Below are 25,423 nucleotides of genomic sequence, written 5' to 3' on the forward strand. Positions count from 1 at the left end.
TACAGCAGCGGGCTAGATGTTACGGCGCAGATTTGAACTTGGCAACATAGCGGTCAAGCTGACGCGCAAAGGCACGTCCGTCGCTTTGACTGAAAGCTGCAGGGCCGCCGGTTTCTACCCCGCTGCTGCGCAGCTCTTCCATGAAATTGCGCATCGTCAGATGTTGCTGGATATTGTCGGCCGAATACATTTCACCGCGCGGATTAAGTACCGCGCCGCCTTTGGCAATCGCCTCTGCAGCCAGCGGGATATCCGCAGTAATGATGAGGTCACCGGGCTGCGTCAGCCTGACGATTTCTTTGTCCGCAACATCAAAGCCGGCAGGTACAACGACCGCCTTGATGAAGCGTGACGGCGGAACACGCAGCAGCTTGTTGGCGACCAGCGTGACCTGGATTTGGGTGCGCTCGGCAAGCCGGAACAGCATGTCCTTGATGACGCCTGGACAGGCGTCGGCATCAACCCAGATTTGCATAGTCGGCTCTCAAAAATCAGCGATCAAAAAAACATCGGACCGCAAAGGGTCCGATGAAAGTACTCTATTGTAGCGACAGGTTCAGACAAACGATACCGTCAATCCTGGCAAGGCGACACCGGAGAACGCCGTAATCCACGTCTGCCCTGCTGCAATCGGATACGCATCGGTCCAGGTGCCTGTGGTAATGATTTCGCCTGCCTGCAGCGGTGCGAATTGAGGCTGCGTTTTCAATAATTGATGCAGATGCCACAAGGCATGCTGCGGGCTGTCTGCTTCATTGTTGAAAAATCCTGCCGCGCGCAAGGTGCCGGTGCTGTCAGTACTGCTCGACAGCGACACGCTTGCGCCGGCAAGAATCTGCGCCAGGTTGTGGCGTGTGGCAGACGACAACACGTGTGGTTCGCCAATGATCAGCGTACCGTGCAAGCCAAAGGCCGCGATGGAATCCGCAACCGTGAATTCCCAATTGGCAAAAGGACAGGCCACGATCTCAAAACCGTGGGCCATCCACTCAATGCATTCAGCCAATTCATCGATGGTCGCATCGGGCGACGGTGTCTGCCCGAGCTTGAAGACGATCTCTGGTTCGATACGTGGCTGCAGTGCACCAGCCAGGCATTGCTTGCCATGATTATCCTCGGCAAACCGCACTGTGCTGTCATAGATATGCGCCCAGATCGGGATGCGCACGTCGTCCGTCACGCCATATTGGCTCCAGGTCTTGTGCACAGTAAAACCGATTTTGCGGCCGATGGGCTGCTCGCCTTGTGCAACGCGAATATCCAGCACACGGCGGGCGATGTCGTAGGCATCGTCAACAGACAGCGGTTCAGAGGAGGACAACAGCGGCAGTAAACGTGTGTTTGCTCGTGCATCGAGGAGTTGATGCGCATACCGACTGGCTTGGCTCGACATAAGCATGAGAGGCTCGCACAGAAAGATAGTGATTAGCTATCCATTGTCGATGACGATTAATTTTTGCACAAGTGAAAATAAAGAAATCACGAGAAGATCCCGCGAATTTCTTGGCAAATTTTTAATGAAATAATGATGTCGAGCGACTAGTTGCCATCTCGAAAGACACAAAACCGTCCTGCTACAACTGAGGCGGTCAATTGGTCAGGCCAGTGTCAGGTTGGCATCGGCGCTGCTGAGGACTCAATGAGCAAGGCATGGGCTGCTGTACTGGGAAGACAGCCAATACAATTTCACCGAGCACGATTCAAGACTCAGCCCGCCCAAAGGTCACCGTTGGGGCCGGTGCGCGGTGCCGTCACGCCAAAATGCGTATAGGCCAGCGGTGTCGCTACACGGCCACGCGGCGTGCGTTGCAGATAACCCTGCTGAATCAGATAAGGCTCGAGCACGTCTTCGATGGTATCGCGCTCTTCGCCGATGGCGGCGGCGAGATTGTCGAGGCCGACCGGGCCACCGTTAAATTTGAACAGCACGGCTTCCAGCAGTTTGCGGTCCATCAAGTCAAAGCCGACCGGATCTACATCCAGCATCACCAGCGCGGCGTCGGCCATGGCCCGGGTAATTCTGCCGTCGCCTTTCACTTCCGCATAGTCGCGCACGCGGCGCAACAGACGATTGGCAATGCGCGGTGTGCCACGGCTGCGCTTGGCGATTTCCAGCGCGCCCTCTTCGACGATGGGTGCATTGAGCAAGCCGGCGCTGCGTGTGACGATGCGCGCCAGTTCCGGCGGCGAATAAAACTCCAGACGCGCAACGATGCCGAACCGATCGCGCAACGGATTGGTCAGCATGCCGGCGCGCGTGGTGGCGCCGACCAGCGTGAAGGGTTGTAGATCGAGACGCACCGAACGCGCAGCAGGACCTTCGCCGATCATGATGTCGATCTGATAGTCCTCAAGCGCCGGGTAAAGGATTTCTTCGACCACCGGCGACAGGCGATGGATTTCATCGATGAAGAGAACATCGTTGGCTTCGAGGTTGGTCAGCAAGGCGGCCAGATCGCCGGCACGTTCCAGCACCGGGCCGGAAGTCTGGCGCAGGTTGACGCCCATCTCGCGCGCGATGATGTGCGCCATGGTGGTCTTGCCGAGACCCGGAGGGCCAAACAGCAGCGTGTGATCCAGTGCTTCGCCGCGCTGACGTGCGGCTGAAATGAAGATCTCCAGCTGACCGCGGACTTTTTCCTGGCCGACGTATTCGTCGAGCTGCTTGGGGCGCAGCGCGCGCTCGATTGCTTCCTCGTTAGCCGAAGCCGGCGTGGCTGCAATGATGCGTTGTTCGGAAAAGTCGTCGGTCTGAATGCTCATGGATGGTGACTATTTATGCTTTGGACAGCGCCTTGAGCGCATGCTTGATGCCTTCCGAGACGGTTGCATCGGCTGGTACCTGTTTCAGCGCCAGCGTCGCTTCCTTGTCGGAATAACCCAGCGCCAGCAAGGCGTTGAGGATATCCGAAGTTGTATCGTGATGCACGACGCCACCGACGGCGCCGAGATCGGCACCGAGCTTGCCCTTCAATTCGAGCAGCAGGCGTTCGGCGGTTTTCTTGCCGATGCCGGGCACTTTGGTGAGGCGGCCAGCTTCCTGCAAGGTCACGGCTTGCGCCAGATCACTGACCGACATGCCCGACAGAATCGACAAGGCAGTCCGGGCACCAACGCCCGAAATCTTGATCAACTCTTTAAACGTATTACGCTCTTCTGCACTGCCGAAACCGAACAGGACGTGGGCGTCTTCGCGAATCGCGAGATGCGTCAGCAACACGACCTTCTCGCCCAGTCCCGGCAGATTGTAGAAGGTGCTCATGGGCACGCCGACTTCGTAACCGACACCGTTGCAATCGACCAGCAATTGCGGAGGATTTTTTTCGAGCAGAATTCCGGAGAGGCGACCGATCATGATAGCTGGGCAGAAAGATGAATGGTGGAATGATACAGTACTGTTCGGATAAACAGTATATCCGGCAGCATTGAATTATTTGCTGAATGGACACGACTGGACACGATTTGCCTAATCCCGTCCGCGTGGGCTATTGTCTGCCCTGCTTCTCTTCAGTACACCGTATTTTCAAGACCAAAGGACACCATGGCAGGCAGCAGCTTTTTCGCATTGATCGACGACATCGCCAGCATCCTGGACGACGTCTCCCTGATGACCAAGGTTGCCGCGAAAAAAACAGCGGGCGTGCTGGGCGACGACCTGGCGCTCAATGCGCAGCAGGTCTCCGGTGTGAACGCCGACCGCGAGCTCCCCGTGGTGTGGGCGGTGGCAGTCGGATCATTGAAGAACAAGGCGATTCTGGTGCCTGCCGCGTTGGCTATCAGCGCTTTTGCACCGTGGGCCGTGACGCCGCTGCTGATGGTGGGCGGCGCCTTCCTGTGCTTCGAAGGATTCGAAAAGCTGGCGCACAAGTATCTGCCGCACGAGGAAGAGCATCATGAGGCGGCGGCAGTTGATGACGCCGATAACGCTGCCAGCGAACAGGACAAGATCAAGGGCGCAATCCGCACCGACTTCGTGCTGTCGGCGGAAATCATCGCCATCACGCTCGGCACGGTCGCCACCGCGCCTTTGCAGCAACAGATCATCGTGCTGATCGGCATCGCATTGATCATGACGGTGGGCGTGTACGGCGTGGTGGCAGGTATCGTCAAACTCGACGATGGTGGTTTGTATTTGCTGCGCACGGGCGGCAATAGCGGCTTCGGCCAGTTCAAACAACGCGTCGGTCGCGCTATTCTGGTCGCAGCACCTTACATGATGAAGAGTCTGACCGTCATCGGCACTGTCGCGATGTTCATGGTCGGCGGCGGCATTCTGACGCATGGCATCCCGCCGGTGCATCACTGGATTGCGGACGTCAGTACGCCGCTCGCCGCACTGCCTGCAGTGGGCGGTTTGTTGTCGGTGATTGCACCTTCGGTGATCGATGCGGTATTCGGCGTGATTGCCGGCGGTGTGGTGCTGCTGCTGGTGGAGGCAGTGAAACGCGTACTGAAATTTTTCAAGAAAAACTAACCGATCAGGCGACCGCCGCGCATGCGCAAGCCCTTCTTCGCCAAGCCTGGCGCGAGTGCACCGAGGGCGCTCAATGCTTCGCCGCTGTGTGCATGGCAGATCGCTACACCGAGGGCATCAGCCGCATCGGTACCGGGTAAGCCCGGCAATGCCAGCAAACGCTGCACCATATCCTGCACCTGCTGCTTCTGCGCCTTGCCGTGACCGGCGACGGCCTGCTTGATTTGCAGTGCGGTGTATTCCGCCACCGGCAGATCGGCGCTCACCAGTGCGCAAATCGCAGCGCCGCGCGCTTGTCCGAGCAACAGCGTGGATTGCGGATTGACGTTGACGAAAACTTTTTCGATGGCCGCGCAATCGGGCGCATAAGTCTTGATGACTTCGCCGACGCTGGTGAGAATGACTTTGAGCCGTTGCGGCAAATCGGCATCCGGCGTCTTGATGGTGCCGGAGGCGATATAGGTGAGCTTGGTGCCTTGCTTGTGGATCACGCCAAAACCGGTGGTCCGCAAGCCGGGGTCGATGCCGAGAATTTTCATGAGTACGAACGCATCCACGACTGAACCATTACGCGTCGTCCCAGCGTACGCTGGGACCCAGTGTCGTCAAACGACCGTTGCATACAGATCATTCCAATAAGGGTTGGTCTTTTCGATCAACTCGATTTTCCAGGCACGTCGCCATGCTTTCAGTTGTTTTTCACGAGCGATAGCACTAACTATATCGTCCAGGACTTCAACATACACTAAATCCTTGACCCCATATTTTTGAGTAAATCCGGGTATCAAGCCGTACTTGTGTTCATGAACGCGTCGCACCACGTCGCCAGTGACGCCGATATACAACGTGCCGTTGCGTTGACTCGCCAGAATATAGACGAAATAACTCATGCGCGAATGTTACCGCACGTGAATTAATTATCAAAAAGGAATTTCTTGTCGTCCCAGCGAATGCTGGGACCCAGTGATTTATCGACCGTCTTTACGACGCTGGGTCCTGACTTTCGTCAGGACGACAGTATTTGAGAGCGAAGAAAATTAATGGCGGAAGTGACGCGTGCCGGTCAACAGCATCACGACGTCACGTTCGTCTGCCGCATCAATCACTTCCTGATCGCGCATCGAACCGCCCGGATGGATCACGCAGGTTGCGCCTGCATCCACCACCACATCCAGACCGTCGCGGAACGGGAAGAATGCATCCGACGCCACGGCCGAGCCAGCCAGTGTCAGACCGGCATTCTGCGCCTTGATCGAGGCGATGCGCGCGGAGTCGATACGGCTCATCTGGCCGGCGCCGACGCCCAGCGTCATGCCATTGCCGCAGAAGACGATCGCGTTGGATTTGACGAACTTGGCGACGCGCCAGGCGAACATCAGGTCTTGCAATTGCTGCGGTGTCGGTTGCTTCTTGCTGACGACTTTGACGTCGGCCAGCAGCACGTTCTTGGCGTCCGGCGATTGCACCAGCAGACCGCCGCCGACGCGTTTGAAGTCATACGCGTTGAGACCATTGCCCAATGGGATTTCCAGCAGACGCACGTTTTGCTTGGCGGCGAAAATCTTCTTGGCTTCGGCGCTGAAGGACGGAGCGATCAGCACTTCAACGAATTGCTTGGCAACTGCTTCAGCGGCTGCGCCGTCGAGTTCGCGGTTGAAGGCGATGATGCCGCCGAACGCGGAAGTCGGATCAGTTTGCAATGCCTTGCTGTACGACTCCAATGGATTGGCGCCGACTGCCACGCCGCAGGGATTGGCGTGCTTGATGATGACGCAGGCTGCGGTGTCGGCAGCGTCGAAGGTCTTGACACATTCCCACGCAGCGTCGGCGTCGGCGATGTTGTTGAACGACAGTTCCTTGCCTTGCAGCTGGGTGTAGTTGGCCAGCGCGCCGTCGCTCTTCTTGATATCGCGATAGAACGCAGCCGATTGATGCGGGTTTTCGCCATAGCGCATGTCCTGGACTTTTTCAAAGTGCAGGTTCAGCGTGTCAGGATAGGCGCTGCGGGTGGTGTGCTGCTTGTCTTCGCCCAGCGAGGTGAAATAGTTGGTGATGGAACCGTCGTATTGCGCAGTGTGCGCGAACACTTTCTTGGCCAGCGCAAAGCGCTTTTCGTACGGCAGGTCGCCGCTGGCTTGCAGGTCGGCCAGCACGCCGGCGTAGTCGGTCGGGTCGCAGATGACGACCACGTCCTTGTGGTTCTTGGCCGACGAACGCAACATGGCCGGGCCGCCGATGTCGATGTTTTCGATCGCGTCTTCCAGCGAGCATTCTTCCTTGGCGACGGTTTGCTGGAACGGATACAGGTTCACCACCACCATGTCGATGGTCGGGATGCCGTGCTTGTCCAGCGCAGCGACGTGCTCAGGAAAATCGCGGCGCGCCAGAATGCCGCCGTGCACCTTTGGATGCAGCGTCTTGACGCGGCCGTCCAGCATCTCCGGGAAACCTGTGTAGTCGGCGACTTCAGTAACCTTGACGCCATTGTCGGCCAGCAGTTTGGCAGTACCGCCGGTGGACAGGATGTTGACGCCCATGGCGGACAGCGCGCGTGCAAAGTCGAGCACGCCGGCTTTGTCGGAAACGGAGATGAGTGCTTGTTTGATCATGATGGCATGAAGGTAAATGAAGGAATTCGGTGGTGGGACCGGCAACGCCTGCAATCGAGGGACGCTGCCGCATGTATGCGATACATGCAGGCGACTAAGGCCTGCGCTTACAACAAGCCGTGCTGCTGCAATTTCTTGCGCAAGGTATTGCGATTGATACCGAGAATTTCTGCGGCTTGAGACTGATTGCCGTCGGCGCGCGCCATCACTGCTTCGAAGATCGGTTTCTCGACCGTCAAAACAACCATGTCATACACATTGGATGGCAGTTGCTCGCCGAGATCCTTGAAATACTTGTCAAGGCTCTTCCTGACGACATCCTCGATACTTTCTTTACTCATTACGTGCTACTTCTGTTCTTTTTGGTGTGTTAATCAATAACCTTCAGTGCTGCTTGCAGCTACGCTGCCAGCGCCTGTTCGGCAATCCCGTATTGTAACCGCTCGCCATATGCCGCCTGCGATTCGAAGAAATCGCGCACGGCGTTCCACTGCAGCTGGCAATCTTCGAGGCGGTTCATGCGTTGCCGGAATTCTTCTCCCTCCGGCAGGTCGCGGACATACCATCCAATGTGCTTGCGCGCCGTGCGTACGCCGAGATACTCGCCGTAGAACGCATAGTGCGCCTGCAAATGTTCCAGCATCAGTTCCTGCACTTCGGTCACCATCGGCGCCGGCAGATGCGTGCCGGTGCGCAGGAAGTGATCGATCTCGCGGAAGATCCACGGACGTCCCTGCGCTGCACGGCCGATCATGACGGCATCGGCACCGGTCACAGCCAGCACGTGCCTGGCGCGCTCCGGCGTGGTGATGTCGCCATTGGCGACCACCGGGATCTTCACCGCTGCCTTGACGGCGGCGATGGTTTCGTACTCGGCTTCGCCGCTGTAGCCGTCGGCGCGCGTGCGGCCGTGCAACGTCAGCATGGCGATGCCGCTTTGCTCGGCCATGGCGGCGATGGTCAATGCATTTTTGTTCTCGCGATTCCAGCCGGTACGAAATTTCAACGTCACCGGCACGTCGACGGCTTTCACCACCGCGTCGAGAATCTGACCGACCAGTTTTTCGTTTTGCAACAAGGCCGAACCGCACCAGCTGTTGCAGACTTTTTTGACCGGGCAGCCCATGTTGATGTCGATGATCTGCGCGCCGCGGTCGACGTTGTGCTTGGCGCAATCGGCCAGCATGGCGGGATCGGCGCCGGCGATCTGCACCGCTTTCGGCTCCATCTCGCCGTCATGATTGGTGCGGCGGGAGGTCTTCTCACTTTGCCAGAGACGCGGGTCCGAGGCGGCCATTTCCGAGACGGCATAACCCGCGCCCAACTGTTTGCACAGTTGGCGGAAAGGACGATCCGTCACACCCGCCATGGGGGCGACGAAAACGTTATTGCGCAGGGAATGCGGGCCGATATTCACGAATCTCTGGACGCGTGAGCGTGTGGTTGCTGGGGAAGGGCGCTATTTTAGCGCGATTGGCCCTGCGCCCCAACAAGAATCGGTCTTGCAGCGCAACGCCGACGAGAAATTATCAAAAAAGCAATGCATCGTTATATCCGGCACCGCAGAACGTCTCGCTACCGATTAAAAATGCATCGAGGCTTCCTCAGCGATCGACTTCGTCGAGTACTTGCGGCGAGAGATGAGCGATATCCGCCCATTGCCTGATGTGGATGCGCTCACCATCCCATTGCAGACGATTGATGCTGGCGTTGAAGATATCAAAATCACGCGCATGCGCAAAACCGGTTTGCCTGGCCCAGCGGTAAATGCATTCGAGAACGCCGCCGTGGGTGACGATGGCGATCTTGCGATGACCGTCGGCAGCCCCTTCGCGAACGATAGCGCTGACTGCACTGACGGCGCGCCCGGAGAATTCGCGCATGGTTTCGGCAATGCGCTCTCCGGCCGGGTAGCGCGCATCGAGTTCACGCGACTTCCATGCAGCAAAGTCTTCCGGATAGCGCTGCTCGATATCGTGGTGCTGCAAACCCTCAAACCCGCCGTAGCAACGCTCGCGCAAAGCAGGATCGATCTGCACCGTCTTGCCTTGCCGTGTCGCCACGGCTTGGGCCGTATCGCGCGCGCGTTGCAGGTCGCTGGCATAGATGGCATCCAGCGGTTCGTTCTCAAGTACGCGCCCGAGCGCTGCTGCCTGCCGCTGTCCTTCGGCGTTCAGAGAAATGTCGATGTGGCCTTGCAGGCGCTTGTCTACGTTCCAGTCGGTTTCGCCGTGGCGGATCAGCAGGATATCGAGCATGAGTCTGTTTCTCTACTTATTTACTTGGTGAGTTGATTCGTCAGCTGACCAACGCCGGGTTCAATGTGTACGTACCGGTGATACTGGCCTGCGCCAGCACGTGGCCTTGCAGCGCATTGTGCACGTCGGTGCCGGTGAATTTGCCGGTTACCGTCAGTTGCTCCTGATCCACCGCATACAGCGTAAAAACGTAACGGTGCACGATCGCGTCGTTCCATGGCGGACAAGGGCCGTCATAGCCGAAGTAATCACCACTCATGTCGCCGTCGCCGGCAAACCAGCTGGTGTAATCGTTGAGGCCGTGACGCGCGCCCAACAACGGATCGCCCGGAATCGCAGGGCCGGCCTTGCCGCGTGTAGTGACGGCGCTGCTGAACTGGCCTGCAGCCAGTTCGCTGACGCTTGCCGGGATATCCACCAGGCTCCAGTGGAAAAAGTCGACACGCGGCAAGTCCGCCGGCACGGTCTTGTCTTCCTGATTGACGTCGTCACCGCGCGACGGCACGTCGGGATCATGCACGACCAGCACCAGCGATTTGGTGCCGGCAGGCACATCGCTCCAGGCGAGATGTGGATTTTTGTTGGATGACAGCGCTATGTGGCTTTTGGCATCAGGCACCGCAAAGGCGAATTCGCCTGGGATGGTCGCACCGTCTTGAAAAGAATCGCTCCAGAGTTTCATTGTGCTCTCCTTTGAAAATTGGCTTGCTAGGGCTTGCTTATGTTTGCTGTCGCGGCCGGCTTCACCTGCAGCCAGAATGTGACCGGACCGTTGTTGGTCAGTGAAACCTGCATGTCGGCGCCGAAGCGTCCTGTCTGCACCATGCCATGCCTGGCTTTCGCCTGTGTGACAAAGTGATCGAACAATCTTCTGCCGTCTTCCGGTGCAGCTGCCGGTGTAAATGATGGCCGCGTGCCGGAACGCGTATCGGCCGCCAGCGTAAACTGCGGCACCAGCAATAAACCGCCCTGCACATCCGTCACACTGCGGTTCATCTTGCCGGCATCGTCGGCGAACACGCGGTAACCGAGCAGCTTGCCGAGCAAGAGATCGGCTTCCTTTTCGGTATCGCCACGTTCGGCACAGACCAGCACCATCAAACCCGCGCCGATGACACCAATCTGTTCGCCTTCCACTACGACATCAGCTTTGCTGACTCGTTGCAATAATCCGATCATGCGTTGCGATTCGTTGTGATTCGTTGTGATTCGTTGTGATTCGTTGTGATTCGTTGTGATTCGTTGTGATTCGTTGTGATTACGACAAAGTGACGCGTGCAAATTTGCGCTTGCCGACTTGCACCACAAACACACCTGCATCGACCTTCAGACCCTTGTCGCTGATCACGGTGCCGTCGATACGCACACCACCCTGCTCCACCATGCGCAAGGCTTCCGAGGTGGAGGCGCACAGATTGGCTTGCTTGAGCAATTGACCGATACCCAGCGGCGCGCCGCTCAGGGCGACTTCCGGCACGTCGTCGGGAATACCGCCCTTGGAACGATTGACGAAGTCCGCCAGCGCATCTTCGGCAGCCTGCTGCGAATGGAAGCGGGCAACGATTTCCTGGGCCAACGCCACCTTGATGTCGCGCGGGTTCTTGCCGCCTTCCACGTCTGCCTTGAAACCGGCGATATCGGCCATCGAACGGAACGACAGCAGTTCGTAGTAGCGCCACATCATCACGTCGGAAATACTCATCACCTTGGCAAACATGGTGTTGGCCGGCTCGGTGATACCGATGTAGTTGTTCTTGGACTTCGACATCTTCTCGACGCCGTCCAGACCTTCCAACAAAGGCATCGTCAGGATACATTGCGGCTCCTGGCCGAAATCCTTTTGCAGCTCGCGGCCGACCAGCAGATTGAACTTCTGATCGGTGCCGCCCAGCTCCAGATCGGCTTTCAGCGCAACCGAGTCGTAGCCTTGCATCAGCGGATACAGGAATTCATGCACCGAAATCGGCGTGCCTTCTTTGAAACGCTTGGTGAAATCATCACGCTCCATCATGCGCGCTACGGTGTAGCGCGACGCCAGTTGAATCATGCCGCGGCTGCCCAGCGGGTCACACCACTCGGAGTTGTAACGGATCTCGGTCTTGGCCGCATCCAGCACCAGGCTGGCCTGGGCGAAATACGTCTTGGCATTGACTTCGATCTGTTCGCGCGTAAGCGGCGGGCGGGTCGCGTTGCGGCCCGATGGGTCGCCGATCATCGAGGTAAAGTCACCGATCAGGAAGATCACGGTATGGCCGAGATCCTGCAACTGACGCATCTTGTTCAGCACCACAGTGTGGCCCAGATGCAGGTCGGGCGCGGTCGGATCCAGACCCAGCTTGATACGCAGCGGCTGGCCGCTTTGCTCGGCACGCGCCAGTTTCTGGGCGAATTCGCTTTCGATGAGCAATTCGTCAACGCCGCGTTTGGCAACGGCAAGCGCCTCCTGTACTTTGTCTGACAGGGGCAAGGGAGTTTTGGATGGTGGTTGTTCGGCGGTCATTGATATAACTAAAAAATAGGCTTTTGTAGGACAGTACCGGATTGACGCTTGCTATAATGCGCACTTCGTCTTTCTGCCGCACGCCATCTAGAAGCGCAATCAGCAGAGAATTAGCATTCATCGCCTGTCAAGAGTCTGTAAAAGCGTGCGTCATCGGGGAGTCACTGACGATGCCTGCGGTTGAACAGCAACATGAGTCGGTTGTCGAGTTGATCATCAACAAGACAATAAACGGAACGATCCGTCTTCTCTCATTGCTTTTCCTGCAACAGAATTCAGAACAAGCGTAAACGGTAGATTTTAACGTATTGCATGTTCCCTAAAGATAAATTCGCGCGCGCCGCCTCCCTATACCGCACCGCCCATCTCTTCTGCCACGAGAAATTTCACGGCTCTTCCCGTAAAACCAAGGTTCTTTCCGCCGGGGCTTTATTCCTTGGCGCGTTCACCATTGGCGCCGCCGGTTTTGCACCGGCCGAGCCGGACACCTCCGACGCGCCGGTTCACGCCATCACCAAAGACTTGGCCTTGCCTGATCTGAAACAACAGATTGCCCAGCTGGAAGAACGTGACGAGTTTTACGTCAACGAAGAAAAAGTCCGTGCCGGTGACACATTAGCAACATTACTGACCCGACTGGGCGTCGATGACGAGGAAGCAGCCAGCTTCATCAAGTCCGATACGCTGGCCCGCGCCGTCATGCAGTTGCGCGCAGGCAAGCGCGTCATGGCGCGCACCTCTGAAGAGGGCGAGCTGCAACAACTGACCGCCACCCTGAGCGATGGCCGCGACGGCCCGATCAACAATCTGGTGATCGCACGCGACGGCGACAAATTCAAGGCAACGACGGCACCTGCCGTGCTGGAGCGCCGTGTTGAAATGCGTTCGGGCCAAATCCGCTCGTCGCTGTTTGCCGCCACCGACAACGCCCAGATCCCCGACAGCATCGCGACGCAAATCGTCGACATGTTCGCCACCAACATCAACTTCGCGTCGGACCTGCGCCGCGGCGACCGCTTCAACGTGGTCTATGAAACCTTCTACAACAACGGAGAACCGGTACGCACAGGCCGCGTGCTTGCGGGTGAGTTCACCAACGCCGGCAACACCTATCAGGCCGTCTGGTTCGATGAGCCGGGCAGCAAAATCGGCGGCGGCTATTACTCCTTCGACGGCAAGTCGCTGAAGAAAGCCTTCCTCAAGTCGCCATTGGCCTTTACCCGTATTTCGTCAGGCTTTTCGATGCGCGTGCATCCTATCCTCGGTATCTGGAAGCAGCATACCGGTGTCGACTTCGCGGCGCCGACCGGCACCCCGATCCATGCATCGGGCGACGGCGTGGTGGATTTCGTCGGCAAGCAAAACGGCTACGGAAACATCGTCGTGATCAAGCACTGGAGCGGTTATTCCACTGCCTACGGTCACATGAGCCGCTTTGTCTCGGGCTTGCGCAAGGGCGACAAGATCAGCCAGGGCGAAGTGATCGGCTACGTCGGCATGACGGGCTGGGCAACCGGGCCGCATCTGCATTACGAATTCCGTGTCAACAATGTGCCGCGCAATCCGCTGTCGGTAGACGTGCCTAACGCACAACCGCTGGGCGGCAATCAACTGGCGCGCTTCCGCACGGTGTCGACCGACATGAGCCGCCGCCTGTCGCTGCTGCGCCCTGCCGACGGCAATGGTGTCACGCTGGCTTCACGCTAAGCTCAGTCGTATCAGCGCTCTCTGAGTGCATAAAACCGGTGATGGAATCGCTGTAAAATGCAGCGATCTCATCACCGGTTTTTCTATGTCCACCGATCTCGATCCTCCACGCTCCGCCTCGTCCTCTCTCTACATCGGCCTGATGTCGGGCACCAGCCTCGACGGTGTCGATGGCGTGCTGGCTTCGCTGCCGGCCGATGCAGACGGACAGCCGATGGCAACGCTGGCGACTGCTTATGTGCCCTTTCCCGATGATTTGCGCGCGGCCCTGATGGCCTTGCAAGCCAACGGCGAAAACGAATTGCAGCGCGAGGCGATGGCAGCCAATCAACTGGCCGTCTATTACGCGCAATGCATCGCCGAGTTACTGGAAAAAAGCGCCATTCCGGCAGCCTATATCCGCGCCGTCGGTGTACATGGGCAGACGATCCGTCATCGCCCTGAACTGGGCTATACGCGTCAGACCAACAATCCATCGCTGCTGGCGGAGTTGTGCGGCATCGATGTGATTGCCGATTTCCGCAGCCGCGATGTTGCTGCCGGCGGTCAGGGTGCACCGCTGGTACCGGCCTTTCATCAGGCGGTCTTCGGCAGCGAAGAGCAGGCACGCGTGGCAGTCAACATTGGCGGCATCAGTAACATCAGTATCCTGCCTGCCGGCAAACTGGAAGCAACGTCCGGTTTCGATACCGGCCCCGGCAATGTATTAATGGATGCATGGATCGCTCGCCACCAGGGCCAAACCTATGACGCCGACGGCGCCTGGGGCGCATCCGGCAAACCCGATGCAGCGCTGTTGGCCGCCTTGCGCAGCGACGCCTATTTCGCGTTGCCGCCGCCAAAGAGCACCGGTCGGGATCTGTTCCATATCGAATGGCTGGATGCACAATTGGCATCACACAAGGAGTTGACGCCCGCCGACGTACAAGCGACCTTGACCGCCTTTACCGCGACGACCATTGCCGACGCGATCCTCAAGCATGCGGCACAGACCGGCGCCGTGTATGTCTGCGGCGGCGGCGCCTACAATGCCTACTTATTGAAATTACTGGGAGAAGCCTTGTCGGCCGGCGCAGAACGCGCTATTCCGGTGTTATCCACGGAAGTACTGGGCATCGCCCCGAATCACGTGGAAGCCTTGGCCTTCGCCTGGCTGGCGCAGCGCTTTTGCCTGCGCTTGCCGGGCAACCTGCCGGCGGTCACCGGCGCACGTGGCTTGCGCGTGCTCGGCGGACTCTATCCAGCGCAATAATTAGTAGCAAGTATTAGCTTAGATTATCAGTAACGATAGACCCTTCCGCCATCCAGGCGGACGCGGTCGCCGACGCGCAAGTTATCCGTGCTGTCCTGCGCGAAGCTTTGCATGGAGCCGTCATTCATGCGTACGCGGATATTGTAGACCTCGCGTCCGCCATGATTTTTCTGCACCTGATTGCCGACCACACCACCGCCTACGGCGCCGGCAACGGTAGCCGCCGTCCGGCCCGAGCCGCTACCGATCTGGTTACCCAACAGACCACCTACAACGCCGCCGACAACCGCGCCACCGACACCGTTGCTTTGCTGATGGCTGACTTCGATCTCTTCGATCACGCCGGTGCTGGAATTGGAATACGAAGGCGGCGCGTTCGGGCCGGTTGGCGCTGAACGATAATCCGGACCGCCGGCACAGCCATTGAGTAGCGCAAGCATGCTCAAGCCAACGGCGAGCAGGGAGATGTAGTGGTGTTTCATGACGATGTCCTTTTGTGGCTTCAACCCCATCGTGAGGTGATGTGGTCATTGTTGACGCTCAAGCCCGTGCGCGACATCAGCGAACGACGCAAGCTCTTGTCAGACCGTGTCCTACACGATCCGCGGTATGACGATAAAAACCCCCTTCTGTTCCTGCGTGTCAGCCATCCTTCTGCTTACACAATGCGCCGAGAAACAAATCTGGAAGACGCTTTAAATATTTCTAAGAAGCAACACTTTCGTACCCTGCCCCGCCGATCTTCAGCCACATGGCCGGACCTGGTGTTGCGTCCAGACACAAGCCCATTCTGTCGGCATATCGATTAACAGCCGTTCCAAACCCCGTCTTCTCTGCCTCATGCGATATCCACTTCACATGCAAAGATAGGGACAGCAAATAAGCCTTCGCCACCGCCAAGCCCCGGAAGACCATTGTTAAAGGATCGAAAATGAGAAATTTCTCTCGTCGCGTCTCCGCTTCGATAGGAATTCTGCTGGCCTTGCCCCTGATGACGGCACAAGCGCAGGAACCTAGCCAAATCGTTCTCATCGGCCTGATCGGCTCCATGAAGCTGGTGCGCGGACAGACCGCACACGACGCCGCTCAGCTCGCAATAGACGAAGCCAATAAAAGCGACATCCGTATCGGCGGCAAGCTGACCCGCTTCAAACTGTTTGTCGCCGACGACAAGAACGATGTGAACATCGCCGCCATCACCGCGCGCGCTGCTGTCGCGGCCGGCGTGGTGGGCGTGATCGGGCACCTGACGACAGACGCCAGCATTGCCGCAGCACCGGTATACAGGGATGCGGGCATTCCACAGGTGTCCCCTACGGCAGCGGGACGGGAGTTCACCAAACTGAATTACCCGACCATCTTCCAAATGCTGGGCAACAGCGAAGTCACACCGAAATATCTGGCTGAAGCAGCGCTTGGCGTCATCCGTGCGCGCCGTATCGTAATCATCGACGACAACACCTCGCTCGGCGTCGACCTCGCGAAAAATTTCATCGCCAATCTGCAACGCAAAGGCGTGCGTGTCGTGGAGCACGAGCAATTGGCGAGCGCCCGGACTTCGGAATTCAATACAGCCATTGCAAAAATCCAGAACGCCAATGCTGACCTGGTGTGTTTCGCCGGTATCTTGCCGCAAACCATGGCCTTGTCGTCGCGTCTGCAGCAAATGAATATGAATGTCCCGCTGCTGCTGGCCAGTGGCGCTATCAACAGCGATTTTCCTCAGCGTTCTGACGAATATCCGGAAGGCACCATGGTGCTGGCGCCCGGCATTGCGCCTGACAAAGTTGCGGATTATAAAAGGCTGGTGGCAACTTACAGGGAAAAATTCAAAGCACCGCTGATACCCCAATCCTGGCTGACCTACGACGCCGTCGGCATATTGATCGATGCGATGAAGAAGGCCGACTCAACCACCCCGCAGCGGCTCCCGGCGATCTTGCACAAGATAAAATTCAACGGCGTGTCGGGACAGATTTCTTTCGACCAGGAAGGCAACCTCAACAATCCCCGCTACACGCTGTACCGCGCCGGTAAGGGAAGCTGGGAAGCGGTGAAGACCTTTCCGTAGAACGCAGTTCATCACCAAGCGTGAGGGAATGCGTTTTAATTGAGCCAGCCGCGGCGGCGGAAGTACCAGAACGGCGCAATTGCCGAGCCGATCATCATCAGGATCGCTAGTGGGTAGCCACCGCCCCAATGGAGCTCGGGCATCCATTCGAAGTTCATGCCGTAAATACTGGCAATCAACGTCGGCGGCAGGAAGGCGACCGAAGCCACCGAGAAGATCTTGATGATCTTGTTCTGGTTGATGTTGATGAAACCGACAGTGGCATCCATCAGGAAGTTGATCTTGTCGAACAAGAAGGCGGTATGGCCGTCCAGCGATTCGATGTCGCGCAGGATCTGGCGCGCGTCTTCGAACTGCTCCGAACTCAACAAGCGGCCACGCATCAGGAAGCTCACGGCGCGGCGCGTATCCATCATGTTGCGGCGGATGCGTCCGTTCAAATCTTCCTCGTGGGCGATGGTGTTGAGCACGTCGGCAGCAGCCTGGTCGGAGAGGCTTTTCTTGAGCACACTGTGGCTGACGGCTTCGAGCTTCTGATAAATGCCTTCGAGTGCATCCGCCGAATATTCGGCATCGGTTTCGTACAAGTCGAGCAACACGTCGCGATAATCACCGATCGAACCGGGACGCGAACGCGCGCGCATGCGCACCAGGCGAAATACCGGCAGGTCTTCCGCATGGACTGAGAACAGGATGTTGCGTGCCAGGATGAAGGCCACGGTCATGGTGGCCGAGGCGTCGTTTTCGCCTTCGAACAAGAAATCGGTGCGCAGATGCAGGTCGCCGTTTTCCGCTTCGAAATAACGCGCGGAAGCTTCAATGTCGCTGAATTCGTCTTCGTCCGGCAAGGTCACGCCGTAGATGCTTTTGACCCAGGCGCGCTCGTCGTCGGTCGGCTCGGTCAGGTCGACCCAGACCGGCACGATGTTTTCCAGATCGCTGCGGCTATCGATATTGACCTGATTCAGTCGACCATTTTGCAAAACAAAAACATTAATCATGTGATCTCACTGTCAGGACAAGTCGACTGGACGGATAGTGTGTAACGGCGCGGTAACAAAGCGGTTCACGACCTGCCGTCGAACTGGAACGCAAGTGTACGTTCAAGCTTGTCGGCAAGCAAGCGCCACAGCTGCGGCCGCCTGCTACCTCGCTTATTTTCGGGAAGACGACTTGGCGGCGGGCTTGGCGGGCGGCTTTTCCACCGGCTTCACCGGCGGCAGCTCGGCCGCTCCCATGCGGCGCAGGATCAGGCCTGTCCGGTTGGCGAGGTAGGCAGACCCGGGATTCTTGTCGTAGAAGCGCGGACGCGGCAGCATCACCGCCAGCCTCGCCGCCTGGCTCGGCCCCAGATTGACCGCACTGGTGTTGTAGTAATGCAGCGACGCTGCCTCGGCGCCAAAGACGCCATTCCCCCACTCCACCACATTGAGATAAATCTCAAAGATGCGCTGCTTGTCCATCAGGAATTCCAGCATGTAGGTAATGACGAATTCCTGCGCCTTGCGAATATAGCTGCGCTCACCGGAAAGGAACAGGTTCTTCGCCAACTGCTGGGTAATGGTGGAACCGCCGGCGACGACCTTGCCCTTCTTGTTGTTCTTTTCGTAGGCTTTTTGCAGGGCATCCCAGTCGACACCTTCATGCTCGGAGAAATTGGAATCTTCCGACGCAATGATGGCGCGCTTGAGGTTATTGGAAATACGGTTGTAAGGCACCCAGCGGAATTGCAATTGCGCGTTGGGATTTTTTTCTTGCAGGATGGACAATTGCTGACGCATGAAACTGGTCGAATCAGGATTGTGATCAACCCACCACCAGATCTGCACGAAGAAATACAGTTGCAGCAGCAACACTAAGGTTAAAGGCAACACGATCAGCCACAGGAACAGCTTGCGCAAGAGCTTCATTTTTCTGATGTTTGTTATTGATTGATACAGCGCCCGATGCCGGGAAATCCTGAAACGATGACCTCAGCTTTGATTCAGTTGCGCGCGCAAGGAGGCAAACACATCTGCAGTTTCCGGCCGCACGCCGCGCCATAGAAAGAATGCCTCCGCCGCCTGCTCCACCAGCATGCCCAGACCGTCGCGTGCGATGGCACCGTGGCGCGCGGCAAACTCCATGAATACCGTCGGCTGCTTGCCGTACATCATGTCGTAAGCCAGTGTTGTTGCCTCAGCTGTACGCGAAAAAACGCTCACGGGAATCGGCGGCACGTCGGCAGCGAGACTGGCAGACGTCGCGTTGATCAGCACATCAAAGGCGCCGGTCAGCTGTGCATATTCTGCGGCGACCAGATTGCCGTACTCGGCAAATTGCGTCACCAACTCCTGTGCTTTGGCGTGCGTGCGATTGGCCAACACCAGCTCGGCAGGCTTTTGTTCAAGCAAGGGCAGCAGGGCGCCGCGTGAAGCACCGCCGGCGCCAAGCAGTAAGACCCGCTTCCCGGCCAGCGCAACACCGGCGTTCTGGACAATATCCACCACCAATCCTGCGCCATCCGTGTTGTCGCCGAGGATGCTGCCGCCTTCAAATTTGAGCGTATTGACTGCACCTGCCAGGCGCGCACGATCGGTTAAGCGATCAGCCAGCGCGTGCGCTTCGAGCTTGAAAGGCACGGTGACGTTGGCCCCTTTGCCACCGTTGGCGATGAAAACCTTGACTGCCGCCTTGAAACCTTGCAACGGCGCCAGCAGGCGCTCATAGCTCAGTTGTTGCGTAGTCTGCGCGGCGAACTGCGCATGGATTTCAGGCGACTTGCTATGGGCAATCGGATTGCCGATGACGACGTATGCATCCATTTTCTTCTCAGCGTGAGCTGCTCATGTCAGTCTGCAAAGTTTCTTCGTGCGTAAAACGAAAACGGGTGATGATTTCCCAGATATCGTCCTTGCTGGTCGTGCGCATGTTGTCGGGAAAACGCCCGAACGGCGCCGAACGCCGGACAATCGCCAGAGCCGCACTATCCAGCGCCGCGTTACCGGAACCGCGCTCGATACGCACGCCGCCTTCCTTATCGTAAATCGTGCCGTCCTGGAAAACCGGAATATAAATCACCAGTTCGCCGTACAGCTTCTTGCCGTCCCACTGCGGAAAATTGAGCGTGCCGAGCCGTTCGATTTTTTCCTGCATTGCCTTGTAATACAAAGCGTAGCCAGCCTCACGGGTGCGCGCAGTGATCTGCGTCTTCTTCGGCCGCTTATTGTATTCCTCAATGTTCTTGGCGACTTCGGCTTCCATCCGCGCTACGGCCTTGGCGGTATCCAGCAAGTCCTTGGCGTTGATCTGCGGCGTGACTTCCTTCGGCTTTTCGCGCTCAGGCGTGGCGACGGTCTGGGTGGTCTTGTTCATCTGCGACAGAATCTTCTGCTGCTGCGCTTCCAGTTCGGCCACCTTGCGCTGCGCGGCCTTGACACTGTCGCCATTCTCGACCTTGCGCATGTCCGGCAGCGGCGACTTGGCGCGACCTTCATTGGCGTTGCCGCCGCCATCCAGGTTGGCCTGCGCAATGGCGTCGGCCTTGACCGGTGCCTTGTCGTGCTTGGCGTTGACCAGGATCACTTCCAGCCCCGGATCGGCAGGCTTGAGCCTGAACGCATCCGGCGCAGCGAAGTGCACGCCGAGCAAGATCGCGTGGATCACCACGGAGCCGGCCAGAGCGATGGTCAGGAAGCGATTGTCGGCAAAATATTTCACAGGCACTTCAATAGATGAAAAACGCGATTTTACGCCAAAGCCCAGGTCATTCCGCAGCCGGGACAGGAGTGGTGGTGGCGCCAGCAGTCTCATCACCGGCATTGTCTCCGGCCGATTCTTCAGCACCTTCAGCCGCTGCTTCGGCATCTTCTTGCGCAGCATCTTCCATGCCTTGCAGCATGGCTTCGTCTTCTTCATCCATCGGCTCGGTGTCAGCTGACTGCTGCGCAGTCGGAATCTCCAGCAAGCGCGCTTCGACGGTCAAGTCGACTTCATCCCAGCGCAGCAGATCCAGCTTGACCTGCAAACCGCGCGCAACCTGCGGCATGCCCGGCAGGCGAATCACCAGTGGAATGTCGACCAGACGCAAAATCTCGTCCTTCAGCACCACGGCATCGACTTGTCGCGCCTGTTCTTGCGCCAGCCAGCGCAGGCACCAGTAGCGCTCCATCCCGGACTGGAAGTCGGCATAGCCGGAATAGGCCGAATCGAACGCCGAGACAATGGCGAACAAATCAGCGTCGCGCGGCTTGAACGGTGCTGCCAGCGGCGCGGTGACACCATGCTCCAGGCACGCCAGGATCTGCCATTGATTGACCAGATCGGTATAGCGGCGCAGCGGCGAAGTGCTCCACGCATATTGATCGACGCCGAGGCCCTGATGCGGCGCGGCGTGCGTGACCATGCGCACTTGCATCTTGGCGGCCCAGCCACCGGCTCCGCCGCCTTGTGCGCGGTAGATGCCCGGCACGCCATGGTCAGCCATGAACTTGCCCCAGGTGCTATTGGCGAAGATCATCAGTTCGGCGACGATCTTGTCCAGCGGCGCACCGCGCTTGCGGCGCGTGATGGTGACGACATCATTGTCGACGTAGAAATTGAAATCGACGCGGTTGTTCTGTTCCGGACGCAGGCCGAAACTTTCGCGCTTGGCCATACGGCCCCGCTCCAGCACTTGCACCCATTGCCACAGCAAGCTGATGTCGTCCTTGTGCGGATACTCGCCGCTGTTTTCTGCCAGTGCCTCTTCAGTGACCAGCGCATCCAGATCGTTGTGGCGCAGGTTGGCGGAAATCGGCACGATCTCGGCGCGCGTCTCGGTGGAGATCACGCTCCAGTCGGATGGATCGAGCGTGGCGTAGAGCGACAAGGCCGGGCATTTCTTGCCTTCGTCGAGCGTAAACGCTTCGACCAGCGAATCGGGCAGCATGGTGATTTTTTCACCGGGCATGTAGACCGTCGACATGCGCTGACGCGCCATGGCGTCGATCGCATCGTCGCGCTTGATGCCCAGACCCGGTGCAGCGATATGGATGCCGACGCGCACGTTGCCGTCAGCCAGTTTGACAACCGACAAGGCATCATCGATTTCAGTCGTGGTGACGTCATCGATGGAGAAGGCCTGCACATCCGCCAGCGGCAAATCAGCGGGCACGGATGGAATTTTCACCTCAGGGAAACCACTGCCCTTGGGGAAAAATTCAAACAGGAATTTGGCGTAATGCAGATCCTTCGGCGACGCCAGGCCGCCGGTCGACAGCATCAGGCGCGGCGGCGTGGTTTGCAATTCTCGGCAGGCGGCGTCGAGCGCCTTGAATTCGATACCGTTCTTGTCGGGACGGAACAGCAATTGCAGCGCCATCGGTTTGAAAGAGTCCGGCAATTTTCCGGCTTTCAACTCTTCGACATACTGCGCCTGCACCAGTGCTTGCTGCTTCTTCTTTTCGATACCGGCCAGCGCGGCTTGTAACGATGCCTGCGGCGCAGCTTTATAACGCCCTTTACCCTTGCGGTAAAAATAAATCGGCGACGAATGCAAGCGCAGCAGCAAGCCGGCGGCCTCATGCGGCAACGGTGCATGTCCGAAATATTCCGTACCCAGCTCGGCAAAGCCAAACTCGTCTTCACCCGCGACTTCCCACAGAAAATCCAGGTCGATGTCCTGCGCGATGGCTTGCGCGTCTTCCAGCAACTTGGCCGGGCTCGGCGAGGCGAACTGCAGCATCACGTCCTTGGACTTGACCTTGCTGCGCTTGCCCGATGCCATCTCGACCTGATAGGCCTCGCCTTGCTGCGACAGCACGGCGCCAGCCTTGAAATCACCGGATTCTTCAAAAAATAAATTCATCGATTGTTGCTTACATATTCAATGCCATCAGCGTGCTGAGGGCGGGTAAAAAAACATCGGTCACCAGCATGACGCTGCCGTGACGACGAAACAGAGAGCGGCGCGCATACAAAGGCTGCAGCGGCGGCTGAGAATGAAGATCAAGCGCCTGACGCACGCGGCGCACCAACGGATGACCGGCGTGCAGGCGGGCGAATTGAATCGGCGCGCGCGTCACCAGCGGATCGGAAAACAAACTGCCGCCCAGCGGTCGATTGCCGAGGCGACGAAAAAAAGGCCAGGCCGCCGCCGATGCCAGCGGTGTGATCGTATGGCCGAACAACACCGGATGACCGTCGCAATGCAGAATGACGTCGCGTTCTTCAACCGCCTCGCGCGGGGTCAGTTCGAGAAGCGCGCATTCATCCTGCAGGGCATTACCGGGACGCTGGCGCAGACGCTGCACGCGCAGCTCGTCGCAACGCGCACGCAGCTTGAAAGTCATCGAGCCGGGGTCCGCCAGCCATTGCCGCAACTGCGGTCCGGCCTGCACTGCATTCGGATGATCGAACCAGCGCGCACGGCCAAGCAGCTTCTCCATCAGCTTAGTGCCTCATCGCCGGCTTGCAAGCTGTTCGGCGGATTCAATGGATTCAATGGATTCAATGGATTCAAAGGCTCTACCTCCACACCGCAAAACGCCAGCACATCGTCGGCATAGTCGGCGAATTCGCTGATGCCATGGTCGCTTCCTTCGATCACGATTTGCTTCGCGCCGGGGTAATGCGCCGTCATCTCGCGCCAATCCAGTACTTCGTCGCCAGTCGCGGCAATCAGGAAATAGCGCTCCGGACGGGTAATCTTGTCCACGGTCAAGGCGCGCAACTCATCGATGTAGGCGTGCTTGAATTCAAAAGGCTCGTCCGAGTGGTATTGCGTCGTGACGCCAACGTAAGACTCCAGATCGCGTGGCGGCTTGACGGCCGGATTGAGCAAGACAGCGCGGCAACCCAGATGCTCTGCCAGCCAGGTCGCATAAAAACCGCCCAGCGACGAGCCGACCACCGTCAGTTGCTCCACCGGAAACTGCGGCGCGAATTGCTCAACATGCTCCAGCGCCAGCTTGATTGCGGCAGCGGGCGAAGCCGGCAGTTGCGGGCAGTCATATTCCGGCAGACGTCCCAGCGCCTGCAAACGTTCGGCCATGTAACGCGCCTTGAACGATTGCGGCGACGAGCGAAAGCCGTGCAGATACAAAATCATGCGAGCGCGTCCAGCAACTTCTGATGGACGCCGCCGAAACCGCCGTTACTCATGACCAGCACATGATCGCCCGGACGTGCTGCCTGCTTGATCGCCTGCACCAGCGCGCCGAGGTCGTCGAACGCCTGGGCTTTGTCACCCAGCGGCGACAGCGCTTGCGCCAGATCCCAACCCAAGGCTTCCTTGCCGCTGCCCTTGGCGCCGTAGCCGAACACCAGGTCGGCCTCGGTCAGGCTGGCGGGCAAGGCATCTTTCATGGTGCCCAGCTTCATCGTATTGGAACGCGGCTCCAGTACGGCGAGGATGCGCCCGCCACCATTCTTGCCGACCTTCTTGCGCAGACCGGCGACCGTGGTGGTGATGGCGGTCGGGTGATGGGCAAAGTCGTCGTAGACGGCGATGTTGTTCACCGTGCCGCGCAACTCCATGCGGCGTTTGACGTTTTCGAACTTTTCCAGCGCGGCGATCGCCTGCGCTGCCGGCACGCCGACATGGCGCGCGGCGGCAATTGCCGCCAATGCATTCATGCGATTATGTTCGCCGGTCAGCGACCACTGCACGGTGCCTTGCGGCTCGCCGTTGAAGGCGATATCGAAACTGCCGTCGTCGTGGGTCTTGAGCGACCAGCCTTTTTCTCCGGCCGCTACGCCAAAATTCTCGTGCTCGCTCCAGCAACCGCGTGCAATCACACGCTCCAAGGCGGGTTCGCGGCCATTGACGACAAGGCGGCCGATGCCGGGCACAGTACGCACCAAGTGATGGAATTGCGTCTCGATGGCCGTCAGATCCGGGAAAATGTCGGCGTGATCGTATTCGAGGTTGTTCAGGATTGCGGTCTTGGCGTGGTAGTGCACGAACTTGCTGCGCTTGTCGAAGAAGGCGGTGTCGTATTCATCGGCTTCGATGACGAAGAAGATCGAGTCTTCTTTTTTGCCATCCTGGTTTTTGTCATCCTTGCCAGACAAGCGCGCCGAAATACCGAAGTTCATCGGCACGCCACCGATCAGAAAGCCGGGCGCATAGCCGCAGTCTTCCAGAATCCAGGCCAGCATGGCGGACGTCGTGGTCTTGCCGTGCGTACCCGCGACGGCCAGCACCCATTTGTCCTGCAGGATGTGATTGCCCATCCATTCCGGCCCCGACACATAAGGCAGGCCGCGATTGAGGATTTCTTCCATCAGCGGATTGCCGCGCGACACCACATTGCCGATGACAAACAGATCAGGTTGCAGCTTGACTTGCTCGGGATCAAAACCCTGGATCAACGCTATCCCCTGAGCTTCCAGCTGTGTGCTCATGGGCGGGTAGACATTGGCGTCGCATCCGGTGACCTTGTGACCGGCTTCTTTCGCCAGTACCGCCAGGCCACCCATGAAGGTGCCGCAAATGCCGAGGATATGAATATGCATAGTGAATCTTGATAAGGAATCCCGAGATTTTACCTGAGCGGAGGGCCTCGTCGGGCGATAACTACAAGCTCGGG

General features: G+C 58.2%; 26 protein-coding genes. 4 read left to right on the top strand and 22 right to left on the bottom strand.

The window, feature by feature from the left end; all coding sequences use genetic code 11:
- Positions 1 to 19 precede the first annotated feature (19 nt).
- The 4 genes from PQR63_RS12380 to ruvA all read right to left on the bottom strand — a co-directional run bounded on the left by PQR63_RS12380 (position 20) and on the right by ruvA (position 3,355).
- Positions 20 to 475, bottom strand: a complete 456-nt coding sequence (locus PQR63_RS12380; protein ID WP_408168183.1) for a YaiI/YqxD family protein — start codon at positions 473 to 475, stop codon at positions 20 to 22.
- A gap of 81 nt (positions 476 to 556) precedes the next feature.
- Positions 557 to 1,399: a 2-keto-4-pentenoate hydratase gene (locus PQR63_RS12385; RefSeq protein ID WP_408168184.1), complete on the bottom strand. Its 843-nt coding sequence runs from the start codon at positions 1,397 to 1,399 to the stop codon at positions 557 to 559.
- A 308-nt stretch (positions 1,400 to 1,707) separates the two neighbouring features.
- Positions 1,708 to 2,763, bottom strand: a complete 1,056-nt coding sequence (ruvB, locus tag PQR63_RS12390) for a Holliday junction branch migration DNA helicase RuvB (RefSeq protein ID WP_050478980.1) — start codon at positions 2,761 to 2,763, stop codon at positions 1,708 to 1,710.
- Between the two features lie 13 nt (positions 2,764 to 2,776).
- Entirely contained in the window at positions 2,777 to 3,355 is a 579-nt protein-coding gene (ruvA, locus tag PQR63_RS12395; RefSeq protein WP_408168185.1) for a Holliday junction branch migration protein RuvA, read from the bottom strand.
- A 186-nt stretch (positions 3,356 to 3,541) separates the two neighbouring features.
- Between ruvA and PQR63_RS12400 the strand changes: the two genes are divergently transcribed.
- Positions 3,542 to 4,474 (top strand): DUF808 domain-containing protein, encoded by a 933-nt coding sequence (locus PQR63_RS12400; protein ID WP_408168186.1) that lies wholly within the window; start codon positions 3,542 to 3,544, stop codon positions 4,472 to 4,474.
- On the opposite strand, the gene ruvC is transcribed toward PQR63_RS12400, so the two are convergent.
- The 9 genes from ruvC to tyrS form a co-directional block, all read right to left on the bottom strand.
- Positions 4,471 to 5,013 carry a crossover junction endodeoxyribonuclease RuvC gene (ruvC, locus tag PQR63_RS12405; RefSeq protein WP_408168187.1) on the bottom strand — a complete coding sequence of 181 codons (543 nt, stop codon included), beginning with the start codon at positions 5,011 to 5,013 and terminating at the stop codon, positions 4,471 to 4,473. The genes PQR63_RS12400 and ruvC overlap by 4 nt on opposite strands.
- Before the next feature lie 66 nt (positions 5,014 to 5,079).
- Positions 5,080 to 5,364: a GIY-YIG nuclease family protein gene (locus tag PQR63_RS12410; RefSeq protein WP_408168188.1), complete on the bottom strand. Its 285-nt coding sequence runs from the start codon at positions 5,362 to 5,364 to the stop codon at positions 5,080 to 5,082.
- Between the two features lie 147 nt (positions 5,365 to 5,511).
- Positions 5,512 to 7,083 (bottom strand): bifunctional phosphoribosylaminoimidazolecarboxamide formyltransferase/IMP cyclohydrolase, encoded by a 1,572-nt coding sequence (gene purH / locus PQR63_RS12415; protein WP_408168189.1) that lies wholly within the window; start codon positions 7,081 to 7,083, stop codon positions 5,512 to 5,514.
- Between the two features lie 107 nt (positions 7,084 to 7,190).
- Positions 7,191 to 7,424 carry a Fis family transcriptional regulator gene (locus PQR63_RS12420; protein WP_007883354.1) on the bottom strand — a complete coding sequence of 78 codons (234 nt, stop codon included), beginning with the start codon at positions 7,422 to 7,424 and terminating at the stop codon, positions 7,191 to 7,193.
- Between the two features lie 59 nt (positions 7,425 to 7,483).
- A complete protein-coding gene (dusB, locus tag PQR63_RS12425; RefSeq protein WP_408168190.1) occupies positions 7,484 to 8,500 on the bottom strand; it encodes a tRNA dihydrouridine synthase DusB in 1,017 nt (338 codons plus the stop codon).
- Between the two features lie 187 nt (positions 8,501 to 8,687).
- Positions 8,688 to 9,341 (bottom strand): histidine phosphatase family protein, encoded by a 654-nt coding sequence (locus PQR63_RS12430; RefSeq protein ID WP_408168191.1) that lies wholly within the window; start codon positions 9,339 to 9,341, stop codon positions 8,688 to 8,690.
- 40 nt (positions 9,342 to 9,381) lie between these two features.
- A complete protein-coding gene (locus PQR63_RS12435; RefSeq protein WP_408168192.1) occupies positions 9,382 to 10,023 on the bottom strand; it encodes a YbhB/YbcL family Raf kinase inhibitor-like protein in 642 nt (213 codons plus the stop codon).
- 26 nt (positions 10,024 to 10,049) lie between these two features.
- Positions 10,050 to 10,520: a D-aminoacyl-tRNA deacylase gene (gene dtd, locus PQR63_RS12440; RefSeq protein WP_408168193.1), complete on the bottom strand. Its 471-nt coding sequence runs from the start codon at positions 10,518 to 10,520 to the stop codon at positions 10,050 to 10,052.
- A gap of 79 nt (positions 10,521 to 10,599) precedes the next feature.
- Positions 10,600 to 11,841, bottom strand: coding sequence for a tyrosine--tRNA ligase (tyrS, locus tag PQR63_RS12445; protein ID WP_408168195.1), 1,242 nt, complete (start codon positions 11,839 to 11,841; stop codon positions 10,600 to 10,602).
- A 312-nt stretch (positions 11,842 to 12,153) separates the two neighbouring features.
- Here tyrS and PQR63_RS12450 point away from each other — a divergent pair, with 312 nt between their 5' ends.
- A complete protein-coding gene (locus PQR63_RS12450; RefSeq protein ID WP_408168196.1) occupies positions 12,154 to 13,548 on the top strand; it encodes a M23 family metallopeptidase in 1,395 nt (464 codons plus the stop codon).
- 85 nt (positions 13,549 to 13,633) lie between these two features.
- Entirely contained in the window at positions 13,634 to 14,800 is a 1,167-nt protein-coding gene (locus PQR63_RS12455; protein ID WP_408168197.1) for an anhydro-N-acetylmuramic acid kinase, read from the top strand.
- A 26-nt stretch (positions 14,801 to 14,826) separates the two neighbouring features.
- Here PQR63_RS12455 and PQR63_RS12460 read toward each other — a convergent pair whose 3' ends face one another.
- A complete protein-coding gene (locus PQR63_RS12460; protein ID WP_408168198.1) occupies positions 14,827 to 15,282 on the bottom strand; it encodes a glycine zipper 2TM domain-containing protein in 456 nt (151 codons plus the stop codon).
- 449 nt (positions 15,283 to 15,731) lie between these two features.
- On the opposite strand from PQR63_RS12460, the gene PQR63_RS12465 reads away from it, so the two are divergent.
- A complete protein-coding gene (locus tag PQR63_RS12465; protein WP_408168199.1) occupies positions 15,732 to 16,871 on the top strand; it encodes a branched-chain amino acid ABC transporter substrate-binding protein in 1,140 nt (379 codons plus the stop codon).
- Between the two features lie 35 nt (positions 16,872 to 16,906).
- Here PQR63_RS12465 and corA read toward each other — a convergent pair whose 3' ends face one another.
- The 8 genes from corA to mpl all read right to left on the bottom strand — a co-directional run bounded on the left by corA (position 16,907) and on the right by mpl (position 25,349).
- Complete coding sequence (corA, locus tag PQR63_RS12470) at positions 16,907 to 17,872, bottom strand: magnesium/cobalt transporter CorA (RefSeq protein WP_408168200.1); 966 nt, start codon at positions 17,870 to 17,872, stop codon at positions 16,907 to 16,909.
- A gap of 153 nt (positions 17,873 to 18,025) precedes the next feature.
- Positions 18,026 to 18,781: a monofunctional biosynthetic peptidoglycan transglycosylase gene (mtgA, locus tag PQR63_RS12475; RefSeq protein ID WP_408168201.1), complete on the bottom strand. Its 756-nt coding sequence runs from the start codon at positions 18,779 to 18,781 to the stop codon at positions 18,026 to 18,028.
- A gap of 63 nt (positions 18,782 to 18,844) precedes the next feature.
- On the bottom strand, positions 18,845 to 19,675 hold the full coding sequence (gene aroE, locus PQR63_RS12480; protein WP_408168202.1) for a shikimate dehydrogenase: 831 nt from the start codon (positions 19,673 to 19,675) through the stop codon (positions 18,845 to 18,847).
- Positions 19,676 to 19,682: 7 nt separating this feature from the next.
- Positions 19,683 to 20,570: a TonB C-terminal domain-containing protein gene (locus tag PQR63_RS12485; RefSeq protein ID WP_408168203.1), complete on the bottom strand. Its 888-nt coding sequence runs from the start codon at positions 20,568 to 20,570 to the stop codon at positions 19,683 to 19,685.
- Between the two features lie 46 nt (positions 20,571 to 20,616).
- Positions 20,617 to 22,698 carry a ribonuclease catalytic domain-containing protein gene (locus tag PQR63_RS12490; protein WP_408168204.1) on the bottom strand — a complete coding sequence of 694 codons (2,082 nt, stop codon included), beginning with the start codon at positions 22,696 to 22,698 and terminating at the stop codon, positions 20,617 to 20,619.
- Between the two features lie 10 nt (positions 22,699 to 22,708).
- On the bottom strand, positions 22,709 to 23,278 hold the full coding sequence (locus tag PQR63_RS12495) for a chorismate--pyruvate lyase family protein (protein WP_408168206.1): 570 nt from the start codon (positions 23,276 to 23,278) through the stop codon (positions 22,709 to 22,711).
- Complete coding sequence (locus PQR63_RS12500) at positions 23,278 to 23,940, bottom strand: YqiA/YcfP family alpha/beta fold hydrolase (protein WP_408168208.1); 663 nt, start codon at positions 23,938 to 23,940, stop codon at positions 23,278 to 23,280. The genes PQR63_RS12495 and PQR63_RS12500 overlap by 1 nt, the downstream gene beginning before the upstream one ends.
- Positions 23,937 to 25,349, bottom strand: a complete 1,413-nt coding sequence (gene mpl, locus PQR63_RS12505; RefSeq protein ID WP_408168209.1) for a UDP-N-acetylmuramate:L-alanyl-gamma-D-glutamyl-meso-diaminopimelate ligase — start codon at positions 25,347 to 25,349, stop codon at positions 23,937 to 23,939. The genes PQR63_RS12500 and mpl overlap by 4 nt, the downstream gene beginning before the upstream one ends.
- Positions 25,350 to 25,423 lie beyond the last annotated feature (74 nt).

Origin of the sequence: Herbaspirillum rhizosphaerae, assembly GCF_046025915.1 — a bacterium.
Classification (GTDB): Bacteria; Pseudomonadota; Gammaproteobacteria; order Burkholderiales; family Burkholderiaceae_D; genus Herbaspirillum; species Herbaspirillum rhizosphaerae_A.